The organism is Phenylobacterium koreense, from assembly GCF_040545335.1.
GTDB lineage: Bacteria > Pseudomonadota > Alphaproteobacteria > Caulobacterales > Caulobacteraceae > Phenylobacterium > Phenylobacterium koreense.
The window spans coordinates 1,046,822-1,064,550 of the sequence record NZ_JBEPLU010000001.1 but is presented as its reverse complement, the minus strand read 5'-3'; the positions used below and the strand labels follow the sequence as shown (position 1 = coordinate 1,064,550).

Below are 17,729 nucleotides of genomic sequence, written 5' to 3'. Positions count from 1 at the left end.
CGCCCTAAGCTTGGCCTCGCAAGTAAGGGGTTTCCGATGTCCGCCCAGCACGCTCCCATCCAGGAGTTGCGCAAGCTCGACCAGTACGAGCTGGACGCCGTTTGCGCCAAGCATGACCGCCTCTGGACGTCCAAGCCCGGCGGCGCCCGCGCCGTTTTCGCATGGAAGGATCTCTCGGGCCTGGACCTGCGCGGCCGCAACCTCTGCGACGCTGACCTGACCGGGGCCGTGCTCGCCGGGTGCCGGATGCAGGGGATCCGACTCGACCATGCCAATCTATTCGGCGCGGACATGCAGAACGCTGACCTGACCGACGCCTCGCTGCGCCGAGCCGACCTGCGCGGGGCCTGCATGCGCGGCGCCAACCTGACCGGCGCCGATCTCTTCGAGGCCGACCTTCGTGAAGGCTCCATCGCCGTCGGCGACCGGGACCGCGGGCTGCGGGTTCTGGAACATATCAATCGCGTGGGCGAAGCCTCCGGAGCCATCCTCGCCGGCGCAAACCTCGAGCGCTCGCGCCTTTCCGGCGTCATGGCGATCAAGGCCGACTTCAGCGACGCGATCCTCAAGGACGCCAAGCTCGTGCGGGCCAACCTCAAGCAGGCCAACATGTCCGGCGCGAACATGGCCGGCGCCGACCTTTCGGGGGCGGACCTGGCCGGTGCGAATCTGCAGGACGTGATCCTGGTCGGCGCCAAGACCTTCGCCTGGAACGTCACCCAGGCCGACATGCGCGGCGTCCTGACGGACGATCCCGTCGGCAAGTCGGTGGCCGACCTGCCTTACAAGACCATGATCCGGGACCACGCCAAGTGGTGTGAGACCGGCGGCGCGGAGGGAACGCCAAGCGTCTTCGACAAGGCCGACCTGCGCGCCCTGGAGACCATCCGCGGCTATAACCTCACGGCCCTGTCGGCCAAGGGGGCGGTGTTCTACGGCCTGGACATGGAAGGCGTGCAGCTTCAGGGCGCTCAGCTCGACGGCGCGGACCTGCGCAACTGCAACCTGCGCCGCGCGGACCTGCGGGGGGCGCGGCTGATCGGCGCCAAGCTGTCGGGCGCGGACCTGCGGGATGCGCAGATGGGGCCGCTGCTGCTGGGCTCGGACCGCACACTGCCATGCAACCTGACCGGCGCGGCGCTGAAAAACGCCGACCTGGCCCGCGCCGATTGCCGCCATGCGATCTTCGCCGACGCCGATCTGTCCCGCGCCAACTTCACCAGCGCCATGGTTCGCAACGCCAACCTGACCAACGCCAGCCGATGGGGCGCGCGCGGCCTCGAAGACGTGATCTGAAGGCCCTTGGGCTGACCTAAGGGCGCCCGCCTATCCTCTCGGCTTTCGGGAGGACACCGATGAGCACGGTCAGTTTCGAGATCCGCGGCCGGATCGCCATCGTCACCATCGAGCGGCCCGAGCGCCGCAACGCGGTCGATGCGGCCACCGCCACGGCGCTCTATGAAGCCTTCAAGAGCTTCGACGCCGACTCCGGCCTGGACGTCGCTGTGCTGCAGGGACGGGGAGGTGCGTTCTGCGCCGGCGCGGACCTGAAGGGCGTCAGCGAAGGGCGCGGCAATCCGGTGCATGACGAGGGCGACCTGGGGCCCATGGGCTGCACGCGCCTTTCGCTCTCCAAGCCGGTGATCGCCGCCGTGGAAGGCCACGCCGTCGCCGGCGGGCTGGAGGTGGCGGCGTGGTGCGACCTGCGGGTCGCCGCGGAGGATGCGGTGTTCGGCGTCTTCTGCCGCCGCTTCGGCGTGCCGCTGATCGACCTGGGCACGGTTCGGCTGCCGCGGCTGATCGGCCATTCGCGGGCCATGGACCTGATCCTGACCGGCAGGCCGGTGGGCGCGCGCGAAGCCTTCGAGATCGGTCTGGCCAACCGCCTGGCCGCGCCTGGCGAGGCGCTCGACGTCGCCATCGCCCTGGCCGAGCAGATATCCGGCTTCCCGCAGGCCTGCATGCGCAACGACCGCGCCTCGGCGATCGCCCAGTGGTCGATGGGCTGGGAAGAGGCCGCCCGCTTCGAACTGGCGCGGGGGCGGGAGTCGCTGCGCTCGGGCGACGCCCAGGCCGGGGCGGCCCGCTTCGCCTCGGGCGATGGCCGCCACGGCGCCTTCTGAGCGATCAAAGAAAAAGGCGGCGCCTTGCGGAGCCGCCCTAGGGGGACTTGGGAGGGGGAGGGGCGGCGCAATTCCTGCGCCGCCCCGAAGAAGGGCTAGAGCCGCCTCGGGGGGAGGGTTAGGCGGCCTTCTCTCCTTCGATCAGATTGGCCGGGGCCGCGGTGCTGATCTCGACCCGGCGGGGCTTGAGGGCCTCCGGGAGTTCGCGCTTGAGCGAGATCGAAAGCAGGCCGTCGGCGAGCTTGGCCTCCGTCACCACCACATAGTCGGCCAGTTGGAACCGGCGCTCGAAATTGCGCTCGGCCAGGCCGCGATGCAGGAACCGGCGTTGGTCGTCGTTGGCGGTCTTGCGACCCTGGACGGTCAGGAGGTTTTCCTTGACCTCGATGTTGAGTTCGTCGGGACGGAAGCCGGCGACCGCGATCTCGACGCGGTAGGCGTTCTCGTCGGTGCGCTCGATATTGTAGGGCGGATAGCCGGCGGCGGCGTCGGCGCTGGCGGTTTCCAGCAGCGAGGCCAGGCGATCGAAGCCCACGACAGAGCGATAGAGCGGGGAAAAGTCGAGAGTACGCATGGAAGTACCTTCTTGGCTTAAGCAAGGTTGCGTTGATCGGACTGCGCACGAGCCAAGATCGGCCTCGTCCAGTGTCCGGAAGGCCCGGATGTCCAGCGCCTTCGAGTGTTTAGGTGGTGGACGTTCCCAAGGGTTCAAGTCCTGTCGAAGCCAAGAATTTTGCGTGTCCGCCGCGCCCAATGCTCAAGCCGGCTTGCCAGGGGCTGGCGGACCTCTAGGCTCGCGCAACCCAGGAACGCAGCAAAGGCTCCCGCCAGAGATGTCCCATCGCCTCTCCGCCCTTTTCGCCGCCGCCGCGCTCGCGGTTGTCGTCCAGCCCGCCGCAGCGGCCGAAGATACGGCGCTGAAGGCGGCCATCGCCGGGCCCCAAAGGGGCGAAGCTCATGTGGCCCGCGACGCCGCGCGGCATCCGACCGAGACCCTGACCTTCTGGAGCGTGGCGCCCAGGCAGACCATCATCGAGATCTCGCCGGGATCCGGCTACTGGACCGAGATCCTTGCGCCCTACGCCAAGGCCACCGGCGGAACCTATGTGGCGGCCGTCGCCGACACCGCCAATCCCAAGCTCTCGGAGGGCGCGCGCAAGGGCCGGGCGAGCTTCGAGGCCAAGTACGCCGATGCGGCGAAGTATGGAAATATCAGCTATGTCGGCTTCGGCCCGGTCTCCGGCCCGCTGGGCGCGCCCGGCTCGGCCGACATGGTCATCACGGCTCGCAACATCCACAACTGGATGTGGCAGGAGGGCATGGTCGACAAGGCTTTCAAGGACTTCGCCGCGGTCCTGAAGCCCGGCGGCGTGCTGGCGGTCGAGGAGCATCGCGCCGATCCGCGGCCGCAGATCGGCGACGCCCGCGACGGCTATGTGGCGACCAGCACGGTCGTCGCAGCCGCCGAGAAGGCCGGCTTCAAGCTTGCGGGCCAATCCGAGGCGAACGCCAACCCGAAGGATACGAAGGATCATCCGTTCGGCGTCTGGACCCTGCCGCCGTCCCGCAACACCGCCCCCAACGGCAAGCCTGCCGATCCGAGTTTCGATCGGACGAAGTATGACGCCATCGGCGAGAGCGACCGGATGACGTTGAAGTTCGTGAAGCAGTAGCCATGCTTTGACCATCGTCCCGTCGCAGGCTAGTCGCCTCGGGACGGTGGTTACCCAGGACTTCTATGCAGCTTACGTCTTTTTCCTCCGCGGCTTGGTTTTCGCGGCGCGGCCTGATTGTCGGGGCGCTGGCGCTTTCGGCCTGCGGTCGTCAGGAGGCCGCAAAGCCTGAAGCCGCCCCGGCGGCCAAGGCCAGCCGGAACATGACCCTGCAGGAGGCGGTGGCTGGTGACTGGCGGCTTCCCGCCGACAAGGCCCGCGATCCCTGGCGCCATCCCGTCGAGACGCTACAGTTCTGGGGGCTGAAGCCTGGCCAAACGGTGATCGAGTTCTGGCCCGGCGCGGGGTGGTACACCGACATCCTCGCACCCTATCTGGCGGCCAACGGCGGACGGTTGATCGCCGCCAATCTCGAGCCGTCCGACCCGGCCTCGGCCGAGATCGTGGAAGCCTATCGCGCCAGGTTGGCGGCGAAGCCGAAGCTCTACGGCCAGGTCGAGATCACCGCCTTCGGAGGCGCCAGCGGCCCGGTCGCCCCGGCCGATAGCGCCGACCTCGTGCTCTTCCTGCGCAACCTGCACAACTGGATGGCCGCCGGTATCGCCGAGAAGGCCTTCAAGGATGCGTTCGCGGCCCTGAAGCCCGGCGGCGTCCTCGGCGTCGAGGAGCATCGGGCGCCGGCCGGCGGCGTGCAGGACGTCATGGCCGCTGAGGGCTATGTCCAGGAGGCCTACGTGCTCAAGCTCGCCCAAGAAGCGGGCTTCGTCCTCGACAAGTCCAGCGAGATCAACGCCAACCCAAAGGACACCAAGGACCATCCCTTCGGGGTCTGGACCCTGCCGCCGGTGCGTCTGACCGCGCCCCGGGGCGAGCCGGCCAACCCCAGCTTCGATCGTGCGAAATACGACGCTATCGGCGAAAGCGACCGGATGACCCTGCGCCTCGTAAAGCCTGCCGCCTGACGCGATGGACCTGATCGGCCGCACACGGTAACCATGTCGCCTCTCAGCCCAAGGTGAACGGGTTCAGAGGCGAGTCGCTCAGGTTCCAGTCAGTTGGTGATCGCTAGCTGTCGTGCGTACCGAAGCCAAAGGCCTGACATGCTCCGCAAGACGATCCTAGCTTTGACCTCCCTCGTCCTGCTCGGCGGATCGAGCGCTGCGCAGGAACAGACGATCCTTCCCGGCTACTGGGACGTGACCAACAAGGTCACGGCGATCATCAGTCAGACCAAGAAGGAAAAGCGCTGCATCACCCCGGCCGAGGTGTCGAAGTTCGTGATGGGCCCCTCCAACCGGCACTACAAGTGCGACTACCCGACCCGGGTGTTCAAGGACGGCCACATCACCCTGAAGGGCAATTGCGCGACCAAGAACGGCAGCAAGGCGGCGATCCAGGCTACGGGCTCCTATACCCCGACCACCTTCAACATGATGGCCAGGATCAGTACGACCTATGCCGGCGTGCCCCTGAGCGGCGAAGCAGTCACCACGGCCAAGCGTATCTCCGAGAGCTGCCCGGCTTCGCCAGAGGCTCAATAAGCGGCCTGATCGGGACTTTTGCGCCCAAAACGGGGCTCGAACCCTAGGTGGGCCGTTTACTTGGCACGCGCTTGAGGTGAAGCTCACGCCTACGTGACGTGGGATGGCGTATGGCGACTCTTGAGGAATTGACGCAGCGGGTGGCGGCGGCGGTGGGGAACGACTCCGGCCTGGGCCGGTCGTTCAAGGTCGACCTGCGCGGGGAAGGCTTCATCCACATCGACGGCGGAACCGTGACCAACGAGGACAAGCCGGCGGACCTGACCGTGTCCATCAGCCAGAAGGACCTGAAGGCCCTCGGCGCCGGAGAGCTCAACCCGATGACGGCGGTCATAACCGGCCGGCTGAAGGTATCGGACATGGGACTGGCCATGTCGCTGCAGCCTCAGATGCAGGCGCTGTTTTCGAGACTGGCCTGATATGCCGGGTGCGCCGCTCTATTCGATCCCCGGCGCGCCCATCCCGGCGGGCGGCCGGGCCGAGTGGTTCAAGAGCGCGGACGGCGCCGAACTGCGCGCCGCGATCTTTCCCGCCAAGGGTGCGCCCCGGGGTTCCATCGTCCTCAGCGGTGGCCGGACCGAACCCATCGAGAAGTACTTCGAGGTCATCGAGGACCTGACCGGCCGGGGTTATGTCGTGCTGGCTCACGATTGGCGCGGCCAGGGGCTGTCGCACCGTGAGCTGCCGGACCGGCTCGCCGGCCACGCGCGAGGGTACGAGGCCTTTCTCACCGACTATCGCGCGCTGCTGGCGAAGTACGAGAGCCAACTGCCCAAGCCCTGGTTCGCTATCGGCCATTCCATGGGGGGCTGCCTGACGCTGCTCGCCCTGGCGCGGGGCGAAGCGCCGCGCTTCGAGGCTGCGATCCTTTCGGCGCCTATGCTCGGCATCCAGCTCGGCGGCCTGCCATTGCCGGTCGCGCGGCTGCTCGCGGGCTTCAACAGGCTGATCGGCCGCTCGGGCGGTTATGTGCGCGCCGAAGGGCCGGCCGAAACCTTCGACAACAACATCCTGACCCATGACCGGACCCGCTATGAGCGGGCCAAGGCTCAGGTTGCAGCTCACCCGGCGCTTGGTCTGGGCGGTCCCACCTGGGGATGGCTCGATTTCGCGCTGAGGGCGACCGGTTACCTGGCGAGGCCGGAGAACCTCGACGCAGTGACGATCCCGGTCGTGATCGTCTCGGCCGAGCGGGATCGGCTTGTCGACAACAGCGCACAGCGCACCGTGGCGGCGAACCTGCCCAAAGGCGAGTTCGTCTCGGCGCCCGGCGCGTACCACGAAATCCTGATGGAGACGGACGCGATGCGGAACATCTTCCTACGTGCCCTTGACGCTCTACTTGGAAAATCAGCACCGGCGCCCGCCGCGCCGGCGGAGCCGCCGGTCGTTAAGGCGGCGCCAGAGCCCGCGCCCACGCCAGAACCCAAGCCGGCCGCGGCCGCACCGGCCGAGGCCCAGCCTGCGCCCGTGACGCCCGAGCCGAAGCCCGAGCCGGCGACGGAGGCCAAACCGGCGCCCAAGCCGAAGGCCGCTTCCAAGCCGAAGGTGGCGAGCGCGACGAAGAAGGCGCGGGCGCCGGCCAAAGCGACGCCCAAGCCTGCCGCCGCTCCGAAGTCCGCGACCAAGGCGCCCGCCGCCAAGAAGGTCGCCGCGGTGAAGACGCCCGCCCCGGCCAAGGCTGCCGCGCCGAAAGCTTCGGCCAAGGCCTCTGCGCCCAAGAAAGCCGTTGCGCCCAAGGCCGCACCGAAACCGGCCGCAGTGGCCAAGCCTGCCGCTGCAAAGAAGGCTGCCCCTGCGAAGGCGGCGAAGCCCGCCAGCAAGCCGCCGGCCGCCAAGACGGCCAAGCCGAAGGCCTGAGCCTTATTTCGCCGAGCGCTTGAGGGCGACCAGGGCTTCGTCGAGGCAGGCTTGGTCGCCGGCGATGACGATCTGGCCGCCGTCGGGGCCGACCGGTTGGCCGCGCCAGTTGGTGACCAGGCCGCCGGCGCCCTCGATCAGGGGGATCGCCGACTCGATGTCCCAGGCCTTCAGCCCGGCCTCGATCACCATGTCCATCTTGCCCATGGCGACCATGGCGTAGGCATAGGCGTCGCAGCCCAGGCGGGCGAGGCGTGCTGCCGCGCGGACTTGGGTCCAGGCGCCCAGTTCGGCGCCGTCGAAGCAGCCTTCCGGATCGGTGGTGGCGATGACCGCGTCGGTGAGCTTGGGGCAGGGGCGGACCTGCAGGGGCTTGGTCTGGCCGCGGGCGATGAGGCGCGAGCCGGCGGCATGCCCGAGATAGATCTCATCCAGAAACGGCTGGGCGATCGAGCCGAGGACCGGACGGCCCTGGTGGCGCAGGCCGATCAGGACGCACCAGAGCGGCAGGCCGGAGATGAAGGCGCGAGTGCCGTCGACGGGATCTAGCACCCAGACGAACTCGGCGTCCGGACGGTCCTCGCCGTATTCTTCCCCAATCACCCCATGGTCCGGATAGCGCGCGGCGATCAGCTTGCGGATCGCGGCCTCGGCGCCCTTGTCGGCGGCGGTGACGGGGTCGAAGCCGCGGACGCCGCCCTTGTCCTCAAGGCCGTGGTCGGCGCGGAACAGGGGCAGGATGACGTCCGCCGCGACCGTGTTCAATTCGAGGAGGAAGGCGTCCAGCTCGGACAGGCGGTCGGCGGCGAGGGCGGCGGGCGAGGGCATGGCCCCCGCTTTAGCGCGCCGCTGGCCTTTCCGAAAGCTGCGTCAGACCAGCTCCGGATCGCCATTCAGGGACTTGGCCAGGTCCAGCAGGCGACGGCGGGGGCGCTCGTCGAGCTGGTAATAGGCGCGGATCAGGTCGAGCGTTTCGTCGCTCGAAAGCACTTCGCTCGTGCAGCTCGCCTCGACCGTCTCGCTCTCGGCGCCGTTCGGGCCACCAAGACCGTCGTAGAAATAGCCGACGGGTACATCGAGAGCCTCGGAAAGCTGCCACAGGCGGGAGGCCGAGATACGGTTGGCGCCGCACTCGTACTTCTGAATCTGCTGGAATCGCACGCCACATGCTCCGGCCAGTTGCTGCTGGGTCAGCCCCAGCAGACGGCGCCGACGGCGCAGCCGCTTGCCGAGGTGAACGTCGATTTGGTTGCCCATGGACTCCATCGCCCCCGATCCTTCTACTGGCGCCGTTCCAAACTGAGACGGCTTGCGGGGGAACCGGCAAATCGCGCGCCAAGCGAGTGTCGTTCGCGTTGCACGACAGCAAGTGACCTGACTAGTAGAGGCCCATGACCCAGGCTAAGCCCTCTGTGGCGCAGGACCTTTTGTGGCGGCTGGAAGCGCTCGCCTTCGACGTGGTGATCGGCTTCGCCCGCATCCTGCCGGTCGATCTGGTGTCCGACTTCGGCGCGTGGTTTTTCAAGACCTTGGGGCCGATGACCAGCGCTCACAGGGTGGCCGAGACCAACCTGCGCATCGCCTTTCCGGACGCCTCGGACAGCCGCATCGCGGCCCTGCTGGCCGACCAATGGGACAACACCGGGCGCACCTTTCTCGAGCTGCTGATCATGGACAGGATCATCCGCTCGCCCGACCGGGTGGAGGTTGTGAACGGCCATCGACTCAGCGAGATCGCCGCCAACGCCGAGCCGGTGGTGTTCATTTCTGGTCACTTCGCCAACTTCGAGGTGATGCCGGCGACGATCGTGAACTCCCCTGTCCAGTGCCACATCACCTATCGGGCGATGAACAATCCGCACGTAGAGAAGCGTGTCCGCGACTACCGCTTCCGCTATGGCGTCCGTTATTTCGCACCTAAGGGCGGGGACGGCGCGCGCGACCTGCTGGCGGCCTTGAGCCGCGGGGAGTCCGTGGCCCTGATGAACGATCAGAAGTTCAACGGCGGGGTCGCCTCGCCGTTCTTCGGCCTGACCTGCCATACGGCGCCGGGGCCTTCGCGCCTGGCCCTGCGGTTCAACACCGTGCTGCAGCCAATGTCGGTGCAGCGTAAGCGGAAGGCTCGCTTCCGCGTGGTGGTGCATGAGCCGATCCGCCTGGAACACACCGGTGACAACGCGGCCGACGTCGCCGAGGGCGTCCGCAAGATCAACGCCTTTGTGGAGGAGCGCGTGCGCGAGCGGCCGGCTGAATGGTTCTGGACCCACAAGCGCTGGCCCAACGACACCTATAAGCGCAACCGCTAGGCGGGAGGCGCGGCGCCCACCATCAGCATCGGGTTCATGTGCCGGTCGCGCCATTTCATGCGCCAGCACAGATGTGGTCCCGTGGCGCGGCCTGTGGCGCCGACCGCCCCGATGCGCTGACCGCGGCTCACCTGCTGCCCGCGCATGACGTCGACACCGCTCAAGTGCAGATAAGCCGTGGTCAAGCCCTGGCCGTGGTCGATCATGATCAGCCCGCCCTCGTACAGCATGCCGGTCTCGGCGAGGGTTACGATCCCGCCGGCCGGGGCGTAAACCGGCGTCCCTCGCGGCGCAGCCAGGTCGATGCCGTAATGCGGCGGCCGGGGCCGTCCATCGACGATGCGCTGGCCCCCGAAGCGGGCCGAGACGCGGAAATTCTTGAGGGGCGCGGAGAAGCCGCTGCGGAAGTCGTCGCGGTCGGCATGGCTGGCGAAGGCTGCGGTCTTGCGCCTGGTCTCCGCCGCCATCCTCGCCTCGAGCTCAGGGCTGGCCTTGCCCTGGTAGACCCGGCGCAGGCCCTTGATCCGCTGGATGTCGTATTCGGCGCGGCCGATCTGCAGGGTGCGCAGCGCCTCGCCGTCGCGGCTGGCGATCTTGACGGTCGTCAGCGGCGCGGCGTCCCGATCGAAGCCGAGGATGAAGAAGCCGGCGTCCGAGGCGCGGGCTACTTGCCGGTCATCGAGGAAGACTTTGGCGCCTGGATCGGTGCGGCCGATCGCAAACCCGCCCTGCTGGAAGCGTCCGCTGAGGGCGAGGCCGGCGCCGGCATGGGCGCGACGTGCGGCAAGGCCTAGGCCGGCTATCCCCAGGCCAGTGATCCCGAGGGCTGCGGCCCGGCGGCCGATCAGGACTGCATTTCCTTCCAACGCGCCAGGGCGTCGGCCGGGGTGGCGTAGGCTTCCTGCAGCGCGGGGTTCCAGTAGCGCAGGGCCTCGATCGGAATCTTCACCCGGGAGACGGCGCAGATCACGTAGCGCCCCGGTTTCAGGACGACGAAATCCCCGTCTCCGTAGTGCAGGGAAGCGATGTCGGCGCCGGTAAGGTCACGGTCGTGGGCGTTCATAGTCGTCTATGTAGCGCGTCCGGGCTCGTCAGAACAGGTCGCCCTGGTTGGATGGCGGCGCCGGCTTGGCGGGACGCGCCGGCTTTGGGCCGACCTTTGGAGCCGGAACTGCAGCGGGCGAGGACGCCCCGTCGATGACGGCCTCGCGGGTCTGGTCGGCGAAGACCAGCCGCACGCCTTCGCCGCTCGCCAGCGAGCCACCCTCGCGGACCAGCGAGCCGTCCGTCCGATGCACTCGCGCGAAGCCGCGCTTCAGCGGCGCGCTGGGATCGACCGAGGCGTAGAGCTTCGAAAGGCCGGTCAGCCGCTCGCCGGCCCGCTCGATGCGCCGCTCCATGGCTGGCGACAGCCGCACGGACAGCCGCTGGAGCCGGTCGGTCTGCACTTCCTGCGGCCGCTTGAGGAGCGCCGGGTGAAGGCGTGCGGAGACGCGGACCAGGTCGGTCCCATGGGCAGCGACATTGCGCGACAGGCCGGCGCCCAGCCGGCTGGCGGCCAGGTTGAAGCGCTGGGCGGCCATTTCCACCAGGTCGGGAACCCGGCCCAAGGCGCGGCCGGCATGTTCGACCCGGCCGCGGCGATCCTCGACCACACGGCCGCCGCAACGGTGCAGCCGCGCCGAAAGGTCGCCGATATAGCCACGTAGCTCCGCGAACACCGGCGTCGCCATTTCTGCGGCCGCGGTTGGTGTCGGCGCGCGGCGGTCGGAGACGAAGTCGATCAGGGTCGTATCCGTCTCGTGACCCACCGCCGAGATCAGCGGGATGGTCCCTTCGGCCACGGTGCGGGCGAGGGCCTCGTCGTTGAACGCCCAAAGATCTTCCACCGAACCGCCGCCGCGGGCGACGATCAGGATGTCCGGCCGCGGGACCGGGCCATCCATCGGCAGCGCGTTGAAGCGGGCGATGGCGTTGGCGACCTGGCCGGCGGCGGCGTCTCCCTGCACCACGACGGGCCAGACGATGACCCGACAGGGCCAGCGGTCGCGGATGCGGTGCAGGATGTCGCGGATCACCGCGCCGGTGGGACTGGTGATCACCCCGACCACCGCAGGCATGGTCGGCAGCGCCCGTTTGCGGGACGGCTCGAACAGACCCTCGGCCTGCAGCTTGGCCTTCAGGCGTTCAAGCTGGGCCAGCAGGGCGCCGACGCCCGCCGCCTCCATGGTCTCGATGACCATCTGGTAGCGGGATCCGGCCGGGTAGGTGGTGATCTTGCCGGTGACCACGACCTCCATCCCCTGTTGCGGGCGAATGGAGAGGTTGCGGACCGAGCCCTTCCAGACGACGCCGTCGATGGCGGCGCGTTCGTCCTTGATGGTCAGATAGACGTGGCCGTTGGAGTGGTGAGTAACTTTGGAGAGTTCGCCCCTCAGCCTCACGAAGCCGTAGGCGTCCTCCAGCGTGCGCTTAAGAGCGAACGCGAGTTCCGAGACCGAATAGGCCTTGGCGTTGCCGGATGTCTCAGGCGCGATATCGGTCATGGGGCAGACATAGCCATGACGGCCTCCGGAAAAAAGCAGAGGCGCGCCCGGCGATGGCGAACCATCGCGCGGACGCGCCCCACGCCATCCCCTCGGGGTACTAGATGTAACGGCGCAGCGAGCGGGCCAGCTCGTTGGCGCCGGTGCGCTTCTTGGTCTGGACCGGCTGATAGGCGACGCGGGCGTGCTCCATGCAATAGGGGCCCTCGTCCTGGCGGCGGCCGCAGAAGGTGAAGTCGTCGCTCGACGGATCGCCGATCGGCCACTTGCACATGTGCGCGCCCAGGGTCAGCACCGTGGCCGTGCCGGGCGCTTCGTCCACATGGCGGACGGGCGCGGGCAGGGGCGCCGTGGCGGCCGCAGCGGTCGCGACGACCGGTTCCTGGATACGGCGCGGCGCAGCCGGGGCCGCGACCGGACGGGCCGGACGCGGAGCCTTGAAGACCGGTCGTGCAGGTTTCGACGGTGCGGCGCGGCCCGACAGGCCAAGCCTGTGCACCTTGCCGATCACCGCATTGCGGGTCACCCCGCCCAATTGTTTCGCGATCTGGCTGGCCGAGAGGCCGTCTTGCCAGAGTTTCTTCAGACTCTCGACGCGTTCGTCAGTCCAACCCATGTCTGGCCTCCACTCGCTTGTACGCGCTCCCGGCCTCGCCCCCGCGAACCGGGATCTACATCTTGTGGCGGCGTATCAACGCCCCCATCAGCAACTACTAGATATCGTAACTCGTTCCGGAGAGGCCACAATAGGCGCCCTGGGGTTCGTCCACAGAAACTAGATGTTGATTCTATCCACAGGATCGTAACGGCGAAGCTCGTCAAGCCGGCCGCTTGCGCCGGGCGCGAAGGGGGGGCACATCGGGGGCATGAAAGACGTGCCTGACGCCCCGACCGTCATTCCGCCCCAGCCCCGGGACTATCACGGGTTCAACTGGGCGGGCTTCGCGACCCTCTACATGCGCGAGGTCCGGCGGTTCTGGAAGGTGGGCATGCAGACCCTGGCGGCTCCGGTCGTCACGGCCCTGCTCTACATGATGGTCTTCGTGGTGGCTGTGCGCGGCGCGGCCCCGCCGATCCACGGCACGCCGTTCGCGGTGTTCGTGGCGCCCGGCCTGATCATGATGCAGATCCTCAACAACGCTTTCGCCAACTCCTCGTCATCCCTGCTGCAGGCGAAGTTCAACGGCCTGGTGGGCGACTTCATGACCCCGCCGCTCACCCCGCTGGAGCAGGTCCTGGCCTTCTCCCTGGGGGCGGCGACCCGCGGCGTGGTGGTGGGCCTGGTGACCTTCGCGGCGATCCTGCCCTTCGCCTGGCTACCCGTCGCCCACATCTGGGCTGTGCTCTATTTCGGGATCGGCGCGGCCCTGATCCTCGGCATGGTCGGCATCATGGCCGGCCTCTGGGCCGAGAAGTTCGACCACATGGCGGTGGTGACCAATTTCATCATCATGCCGCTGACTTTCCTGTCGGGGACCTTCTACCTGGTCGACCGCCTGCCCGAGCCGTTCCGTTCGGCCAGCCACTACAACCCGTTCTTCTATCTGATCGACGGGTTCCGCTACGGCTTCATCGGCCATGCCGAGGGTTCGCTGCTGGCCGGCGTCGGCATGACCGCGGGCCTGGTGATGGCCCTGGCCTTCACCTGCCTCTGGGCGTTCGAGACCGGCTACAAGCTGAAGACCTGATCGTTCTCAGCGCTGCGGCACGGCCACGGCGACGATCTCCACATGGGTCGGCGCGCCTCGCGTGATGACCGGGACTTGGGTGTCGTTGATGAACCGAAGCCGCCCGTCCACCTCGATCCGGGCCGAGACCGTATAGGTATGGTTCGGGATGATCTGCGCCGGATCATAGTCGAGGCTGAAATTGAACGGCGGAGCCGTAGCCCCCTCGATCACCTGCGTCGCGATCACCCTGGCCGGGGCGTCCGCCAGCGAAGTGTCGGCCAGGGTCACGGTCACCATGCCCGGCGGCGCCAGCAGAATGCGCTCGCGATAGGTGACCGCCCCGGTGACCTGAGCCCTGTCGGCCACAGGCGGCGCCGAAGCACAGCCCGTAAGCGCCAGCATGGCGGCTGCGAGCGGGGCGAGCATCCCAGGGCGCATCCTCAACTCCTCGGTGAATCTGCATCGACCATGGCCCGGCGGACCCCCGCCGTCCATCGCTTCGGAAGGAAAGCCGATCATTGACAGATCGCCGTTCCCATCGGAAAACGCCAAGCCTTCCAGTCCCCGCCGCCCTTGCCGCGGGGACGCTTACGTTTTCGGAGGGCATCCCCGTGACTGAAAAGACCGCGCATCAAGCCGCGACCGTTCCCAGCGACCACATCATGGGCGTTTATAACCGCGCCCCGCTGGCGTTCGAGCGAGGTGAGGGCGCGCGACTGTTCACCACGGATGGCCAGGACTATCTCGACTGCATGGCGGGCATCGCCGTGAACGCGCTGGGCCACGCCCACCCCCGGCTCGTGCAGGCGGTGAAGGACCAGGCCGAGAAGCTGTGGCACGTCTCCAACGTCTTCAAGATCCCCGGCCAGGAAAAGCTGGCCAAGGTGCTGACCGACCTGACCGGCCTGGACGAGGTGTTCTTCACCAATTCCGGAACCGAGGCGGTCGAGTGCGCCATCAAGGCGGCGCGCAAGTACCACTGGGCCAAGGGGAATGCCGAGCGCATCGACATCATCGGCTTCGAGGGCTCCTTCCATGGGCGGACCCTCGCGGCGGTGAACGCCTCGGGCAACGCGGCCTATCTCGAAGGCTTCGGGCCTCGCATGCCGGGCTTCGTGCAACTGCCCTTCGGCGACATGGACGCCCTCAAGGCCGCCGTCGGCCCGACCACCGCGGCGGTCATCATCGAGCCGGTGCAGGGCGAGGGCGGCGCCCGCGCGCTCACCGAGCAGCAGCTCCAGGACCTGCGCAAGATCTGCGACGACGCCGGGGTCCTGCTGATCCTCGACGAAATCCAGTGCGGCCTGGGCCGGACCGGCAAGCTCTTCGCCTGGACCTGGGCCGAGGGCGTGAAGCCGGACATCGTAGCTCTCGCCAAGGCGCTGGGCGGCGGCTTCCCGGTCGGCGCCTGCGTGACCTCGGCCGAGGCCGGTTCCGGGATGACCGTGGGCTCCCACGGCTCGACCTACGGCGGCAACCCGCTGGCCATGGCCGTCGGGCTGGCGGCCATGGAAGAGCTGTCGAAGCCCGAACTGATGGATCATGTCCGCGAGCTGGCCGGCTACTTCACCCAGCAGTTCAACGGGCTGAAGGACCGCTATCCGGACATCGTCCTCGATATCCGGGGCAAGGGCCTGCTGATCGGCCTGAAGCTCGCCACCAACAACCGCGAGTTCATGCAGCACGCCCGCGACGAGCACCTGCTGCTCGCCGGCGGCGGCGACAACTGCGTGCGCCTGCTTCCGCCGCTCAACCTGACCCTCGAAGAGGCTCGCGAGGCGGTCGAAAAGCTCGAACGCGCCTGCGAACGCGCGCGCCAGAAGGCCAAGGCCGCCGCCTAGAACACAGATCGCCGCTCATTCCTTTGACGACGCGCCAAGCCGGGGCCGTGCCGGCTTGGTTTCGCGCTCTGGCGGGAATGAGCGGGTTTCAGGATTCGATCCAATGACCCAATCCCCGAGACACTTTGTCGACCTCTGGAAGATCGAGGCCGCCGACCTGCGCGCGATCCTGGACGACGCCAAGGCCCGCAAGGCCGCCCGTCGCGGCTGGCCACAAGGCCGCGTGGACGGCGACGCTCCGGCGCGCGAGCGCACGCTGGCGATGATCTTCCAGAAGAACTCGACGCGTACGCGCTTCTCGTTCGATGCGGCCATGCGCCAGCTTGGCGGCGACGTGATCATCTCGACAGCCAACGACATGCAGCTCGGCCGCGGCGAGACCATCGAGGACACCGCCAAGGTGCTCTCGCGCATGGTCGATGCGATCATGCTGCGCGCCAACAGCCATGAGGACGTCGAGCGGCTGGCCTACGCCGCGACCGTGCCGGTGATCAACGGCCTTTCCGACAAGGGCCATCCCTGCCAGATCATCGCCGACCTGATGACCTTCGAAGAGCATCGCGGCCCGCTCAAGGGACGCACGCTCGCCTGGGTCGGCGACGGCAACAACGTCTGCTCGAGCTTCATCCACGCCGCGCCGAAGCTCGGCTTCAAGCTCAATATCGCCAGCCCGGCGCTCTACCATCCGGATCTGATGGATCTGGCCCGCGCCGCCGAGCTGCAAGGCCAGGTCTTCACCACCGACGACCCGCGCGAGGCCGTGCGCGGAGCGGACTGCGTGATCACCGACACCTGGGTCTCCATGGGCGACACCGACCATGACGAGCGCATGGAGGCGTTGGAGCCTTATCAGGTCGACGGCGACCTGATGTCCCTGGCGGCCAAGGACGGCGTCTTCCTGCATTGCCTGCCCGCCCACCGGGGCGAGGAAGTGACCGACGACGTGATCGACGGCCCACAGTCCCTGATCTGGGACGAGGCCGAAAACCGCATCCATGCCCAGAAGTCCATTCTGGCCTGGTGCTTCCGGGCGATCTGACCGCGCACCTGCTTTTCTTGGATCGTCATCCCCGGCCGCGAATGCGCGCCGGGGATCCATGCGCAACATTCCTATCTGGCCGGGACCTGACGGCCCGGCCATGACGAACCGATAGGGGAGAGGCCCTGCCTTCAGGTCGCTCTGCGCAGGCCAAGCTCGCAACTTGGCCTCCGCCGTCCTATATGCGCGCACCATGTCCGACACCGCTCTGCAAGCCGCTCCTGACGACCTCGTCGCCCCGTTTCAGATCGAGGGCGAACCCGTGCGCGGCCGCGTGGTCCGCCTTGGCCCCGCGATTCATGAGATCCTTTCCGGTCACGCCTATCCCGAGCCGGTGGCGAACCTGCTGGGCGAGGCCTGTGCGCTCGCAGCGCTGGTCGGCTCGAGCCTGAAGTTCGACGGCCGCCTGATCGTCCAGGCGCAGGGTGACGGCCCGGTGCGCTATGTCGTGGCCGACTACGACACCTCCGGCTCCCTGCGCGGCTACTGCCGTTTCGACGAAGAGGAAGTGGCCCGGCTCAGCACCGGCTTCGCGCGTCCGGGCGCCAAGTCCCTCCTGGGCGGCGGCGTCTTCGTCATGACCATCGATCAGGGTCCCGACATGGATCGCTATCAGGGCGTGACCGCCATCGAGGGCGAGACCCTGGCCCTGTGCGCCGAGCAGTATTTCGCCCAATCGGAACAGACCCCGACCCGCGTCCGCCTCGCCGTCGGCCAGGCCGACGCGGGGCAGGGACCGAAATGGCGCGCGGGCGGCATGCTGATCCAGAATATCGCCGAGGACGACGCTCGCGGCTCGACCGAGGAGGCCTGGAACCGCAGTCAGGCCTTCTTCGAGACCATCGGAGAGGACGAGCTGGTCGATCCGACCATCTCGGCCGAAACACTGCTTTTCCGTCTTTTCCACGAGGATGGCGTGCGGCTGTTCGAAGCCAAGCCCCTCCAGGCCTTCTGCCGCTGCTCGGAGGACCGGATATCCACGGTCCTGAGATCCTTTGGTCCCGACGAGCGCGCCGAGATGGTCGAGGACGACGGCAAGATCCATGTGACCTGCGAATACTGCTCTAAGGTCTACGACGTCGATCCAGCCGATCTCGGCTGACGCGACTATGGCGTCATGGGAGGACGCT

General features: G+C 67.8%; 20 protein-coding genes. 12 read left to right on the top strand and 8 right to left on the bottom strand.

Annotation, left to right across the window (positions count from 1 at the left end; translation table 11 throughout):
- Positions 1-36 precede the first annotated feature (36 nt).
- A complete protein-coding gene (locus tag ABID41_RS05220) occupies positions 37-1,296 on the top strand; it encodes a pentapeptide repeat-containing protein (RefSeq protein ID WP_331932002.1) in 1,260 nt (419 codons plus the stop codon).
- 59 nt (positions 1,297-1,355) lie between these two features.
- The gene (locus ABID41_RS05215) at positions 1,356-2,123 is read left to right on the top strand and encodes a crotonase/enoyl-CoA hydratase family protein (RefSeq protein WP_354297254.1); all 768 of its coding nucleotides are present in this window, start codon (positions 1,356-1,358) and stop codon (positions 2,121-2,123) included.
- Positions 2,124-2,241: 118 nt separating this feature from the next.
- Here ABID41_RS05215 and ABID41_RS05210 read toward each other — a convergent pair whose 3' ends face one another.
- The gene (locus tag ABID41_RS05210; protein WP_331933034.1) at positions 2,242-2,697 is read right to left on the bottom strand and encodes an Hsp20 family protein; all 456 of its coding nucleotides are present in this window, start codon (positions 2,695-2,697) and stop codon (positions 2,242-2,244) included.
- 259 nt (positions 2,698-2,956) lie between these two features.
- Between ABID41_RS05210 and ABID41_RS05205 the strand changes: the two genes are divergently transcribed.
- From ABID41_RS05205 to ABID41_RS05185, 5 genes are all read left to right on the top strand, one after another.
- Complete coding sequence (locus tag ABID41_RS05205) at positions 2,957-3,796, top strand: class I SAM-dependent methyltransferase (protein WP_331933035.1); 840 nt, start codon at positions 2,957-2,959, stop codon at positions 3,794-3,796.
- A gap of 65 nt (positions 3,797-3,861) precedes the next feature.
- Entirely contained in the window at positions 3,862-4,758 is an 897-nt protein-coding gene (locus ABID41_RS05200; RefSeq protein ID WP_331933036.1) for a class I SAM-dependent methyltransferase, read from the top strand.
- Between the two features lie 138 nt (positions 4,759-4,896).
- On the top strand, positions 4,897-5,337 hold the full coding sequence (locus tag ABID41_RS05195; RefSeq protein WP_331933037.1) for a DUF3617 domain-containing protein: 441 nt from the start codon (positions 4,897-4,899) through the stop codon (positions 5,335-5,337).
- Between the two features lie 110 nt (positions 5,338-5,447).
- Positions 5,448-5,756, top strand: coding sequence for an SCP2 sterol-binding domain-containing protein (locus tag ABID41_RS05190; protein WP_331933038.1), 309 nt, complete (start codon positions 5,448-5,450; stop codon positions 5,754-5,756).
- Position 5,757: 1 nt separating this feature from the next.
- Positions 5,758-7,197 carry an alpha/beta hydrolase gene (locus tag ABID41_RS05185; protein WP_354297253.1) on the top strand — a complete coding sequence of 480 codons (1,440 nt, stop codon included), beginning with the start codon at positions 5,758-5,760 and terminating at the stop codon, positions 7,195-7,197.
- Positions 7,198-7,200: 3 nt separating this feature from the next.
- On the opposite strand, the gene hisN is transcribed toward ABID41_RS05185, so the two are convergent.
- Both hisN and ABID41_RS05175 read right to left on the bottom strand, forming a co-directional pair.
- On the bottom strand, positions 7,201-8,025 hold the full coding sequence (gene hisN / locus ABID41_RS05180) for a histidinol-phosphatase (RefSeq protein ID WP_331927809.1): 825 nt from the start codon (positions 8,023-8,025) through the stop codon (positions 7,201-7,203).
- 42 nt (positions 8,026-8,067) lie between these two features.
- Positions 8,068-8,463, bottom strand: a complete 396-nt coding sequence (locus ABID41_RS05175) for a helix-turn-helix domain-containing protein (RefSeq protein WP_331927811.1) — start codon at positions 8,461-8,463, stop codon at positions 8,068-8,070.
- Between the two features lie 125 nt (positions 8,464-8,588).
- Between ABID41_RS05175 and ABID41_RS05170 the strand changes: the two genes are divergently transcribed.
- A complete protein-coding gene (locus ABID41_RS05170) occupies positions 8,589-9,503 on the top strand; it encodes a lysophospholipid acyltransferase family protein (RefSeq protein ID WP_331927813.1) in 915 nt (304 codons plus the stop codon).
- On the opposite strand, the gene ABID41_RS05165 is transcribed toward ABID41_RS05170, so the two are convergent.
- From ABID41_RS05165 to gcrA, 4 genes are all read right to left on the bottom strand, one after another.
- Complete coding sequence (locus ABID41_RS05165) at positions 9,500-10,369, bottom strand: M23 family metallopeptidase (RefSeq protein WP_331927815.1); 870 nt, start codon at positions 10,367-10,369, stop codon at positions 9,500-9,502. The two genes, ABID41_RS05170 and ABID41_RS05165, sit on opposite strands and share 4 nt — an antisense overlap.
- Entirely contained in the window at positions 10,348-10,566 is a 219-nt protein-coding gene (locus tag ABID41_RS05160) for a DUF2093 domain-containing protein (RefSeq protein WP_331927817.1), read from the bottom strand. The genes ABID41_RS05165 and ABID41_RS05160 overlap by 22 nt, the downstream gene beginning before the upstream one ends.
- Before the next feature lie 28 nt (positions 10,567-10,594).
- Entirely contained in the window at positions 10,595-12,049 is a 1,455-nt protein-coding gene (gene xseA, locus ABID41_RS05155; protein ID WP_331927819.1) for an exodeoxyribonuclease VII large subunit, read from the bottom strand.
- 100 nt (positions 12,050-12,149) lie between these two features.
- Positions 12,150-12,665 carry a cell cycle sigma 70 cofactor GcrA gene (gene gcrA, locus ABID41_RS05150; protein ID WP_354297252.1) on the bottom strand — a complete coding sequence of 172 codons (516 nt, stop codon included), beginning with the start codon at positions 12,663-12,665 and terminating at the stop codon, positions 12,150-12,152.
- 250 nt (positions 12,666-12,915) lie between these two features.
- On the opposite strand from gcrA, the gene ABID41_RS05145 reads away from it, so the two are divergent.
- The gene (locus ABID41_RS05145; protein ID WP_331931104.1) at positions 12,916-13,737 is read left to right on the top strand and encodes an ABC transporter permease; all 822 of its coding nucleotides are present in this window, start codon (positions 12,916-12,918) and stop codon (positions 13,735-13,737) included.
- A gap of 6 nt (positions 13,738-13,743) precedes the next feature.
- On the opposite strand, the gene ABID41_RS05140 is transcribed toward ABID41_RS05145, so the two are convergent.
- Positions 13,744-14,157: a YbaY family lipoprotein gene (locus tag ABID41_RS05140; RefSeq protein WP_331931106.1), complete on the bottom strand. Its 414-nt coding sequence runs from the start codon at positions 14,155-14,157 to the stop codon at positions 13,744-13,746.
- A 224-nt stretch (positions 14,158-14,381) separates the two neighbouring features.
- On the opposite strand from ABID41_RS05140, the gene ABID41_RS05135 reads away from it, so the two are divergent.
- The 3 genes from ABID41_RS05135 (at position 14,382) to ABID41_RS05125 (ending at position 17,701) form a co-directional block, all read left to right on the top strand.
- Positions 14,382-15,560 carry an aspartate aminotransferase family protein gene (locus ABID41_RS05135; protein WP_331931119.1) on the top strand — a complete coding sequence of 393 codons (1,179 nt, stop codon included), beginning with the start codon at positions 14,382-14,384 and terminating at the stop codon, positions 15,558-15,560.
- 103 nt (positions 15,561-15,663) lie between these two features.
- Positions 15,664-16,599 carry an ornithine carbamoyltransferase gene (gene argF, locus ABID41_RS05130; protein WP_331931108.1) on the top strand — a complete coding sequence of 312 codons (936 nt, stop codon included), beginning with the start codon at positions 15,664-15,666 and terminating at the stop codon, positions 16,597-16,599.
- Between the two features lie 193 nt (positions 16,600-16,792).
- The gene (locus ABID41_RS05125; RefSeq protein WP_331931110.1) at positions 16,793-17,701 is read left to right on the top strand and encodes an Hsp33 family molecular chaperone; all 909 of its coding nucleotides are present in this window, start codon (positions 16,793-16,795) and stop codon (positions 17,699-17,701) included.
- The last annotated feature ends 28 nt before the right edge of the window (positions 17,702-17,729 follow it).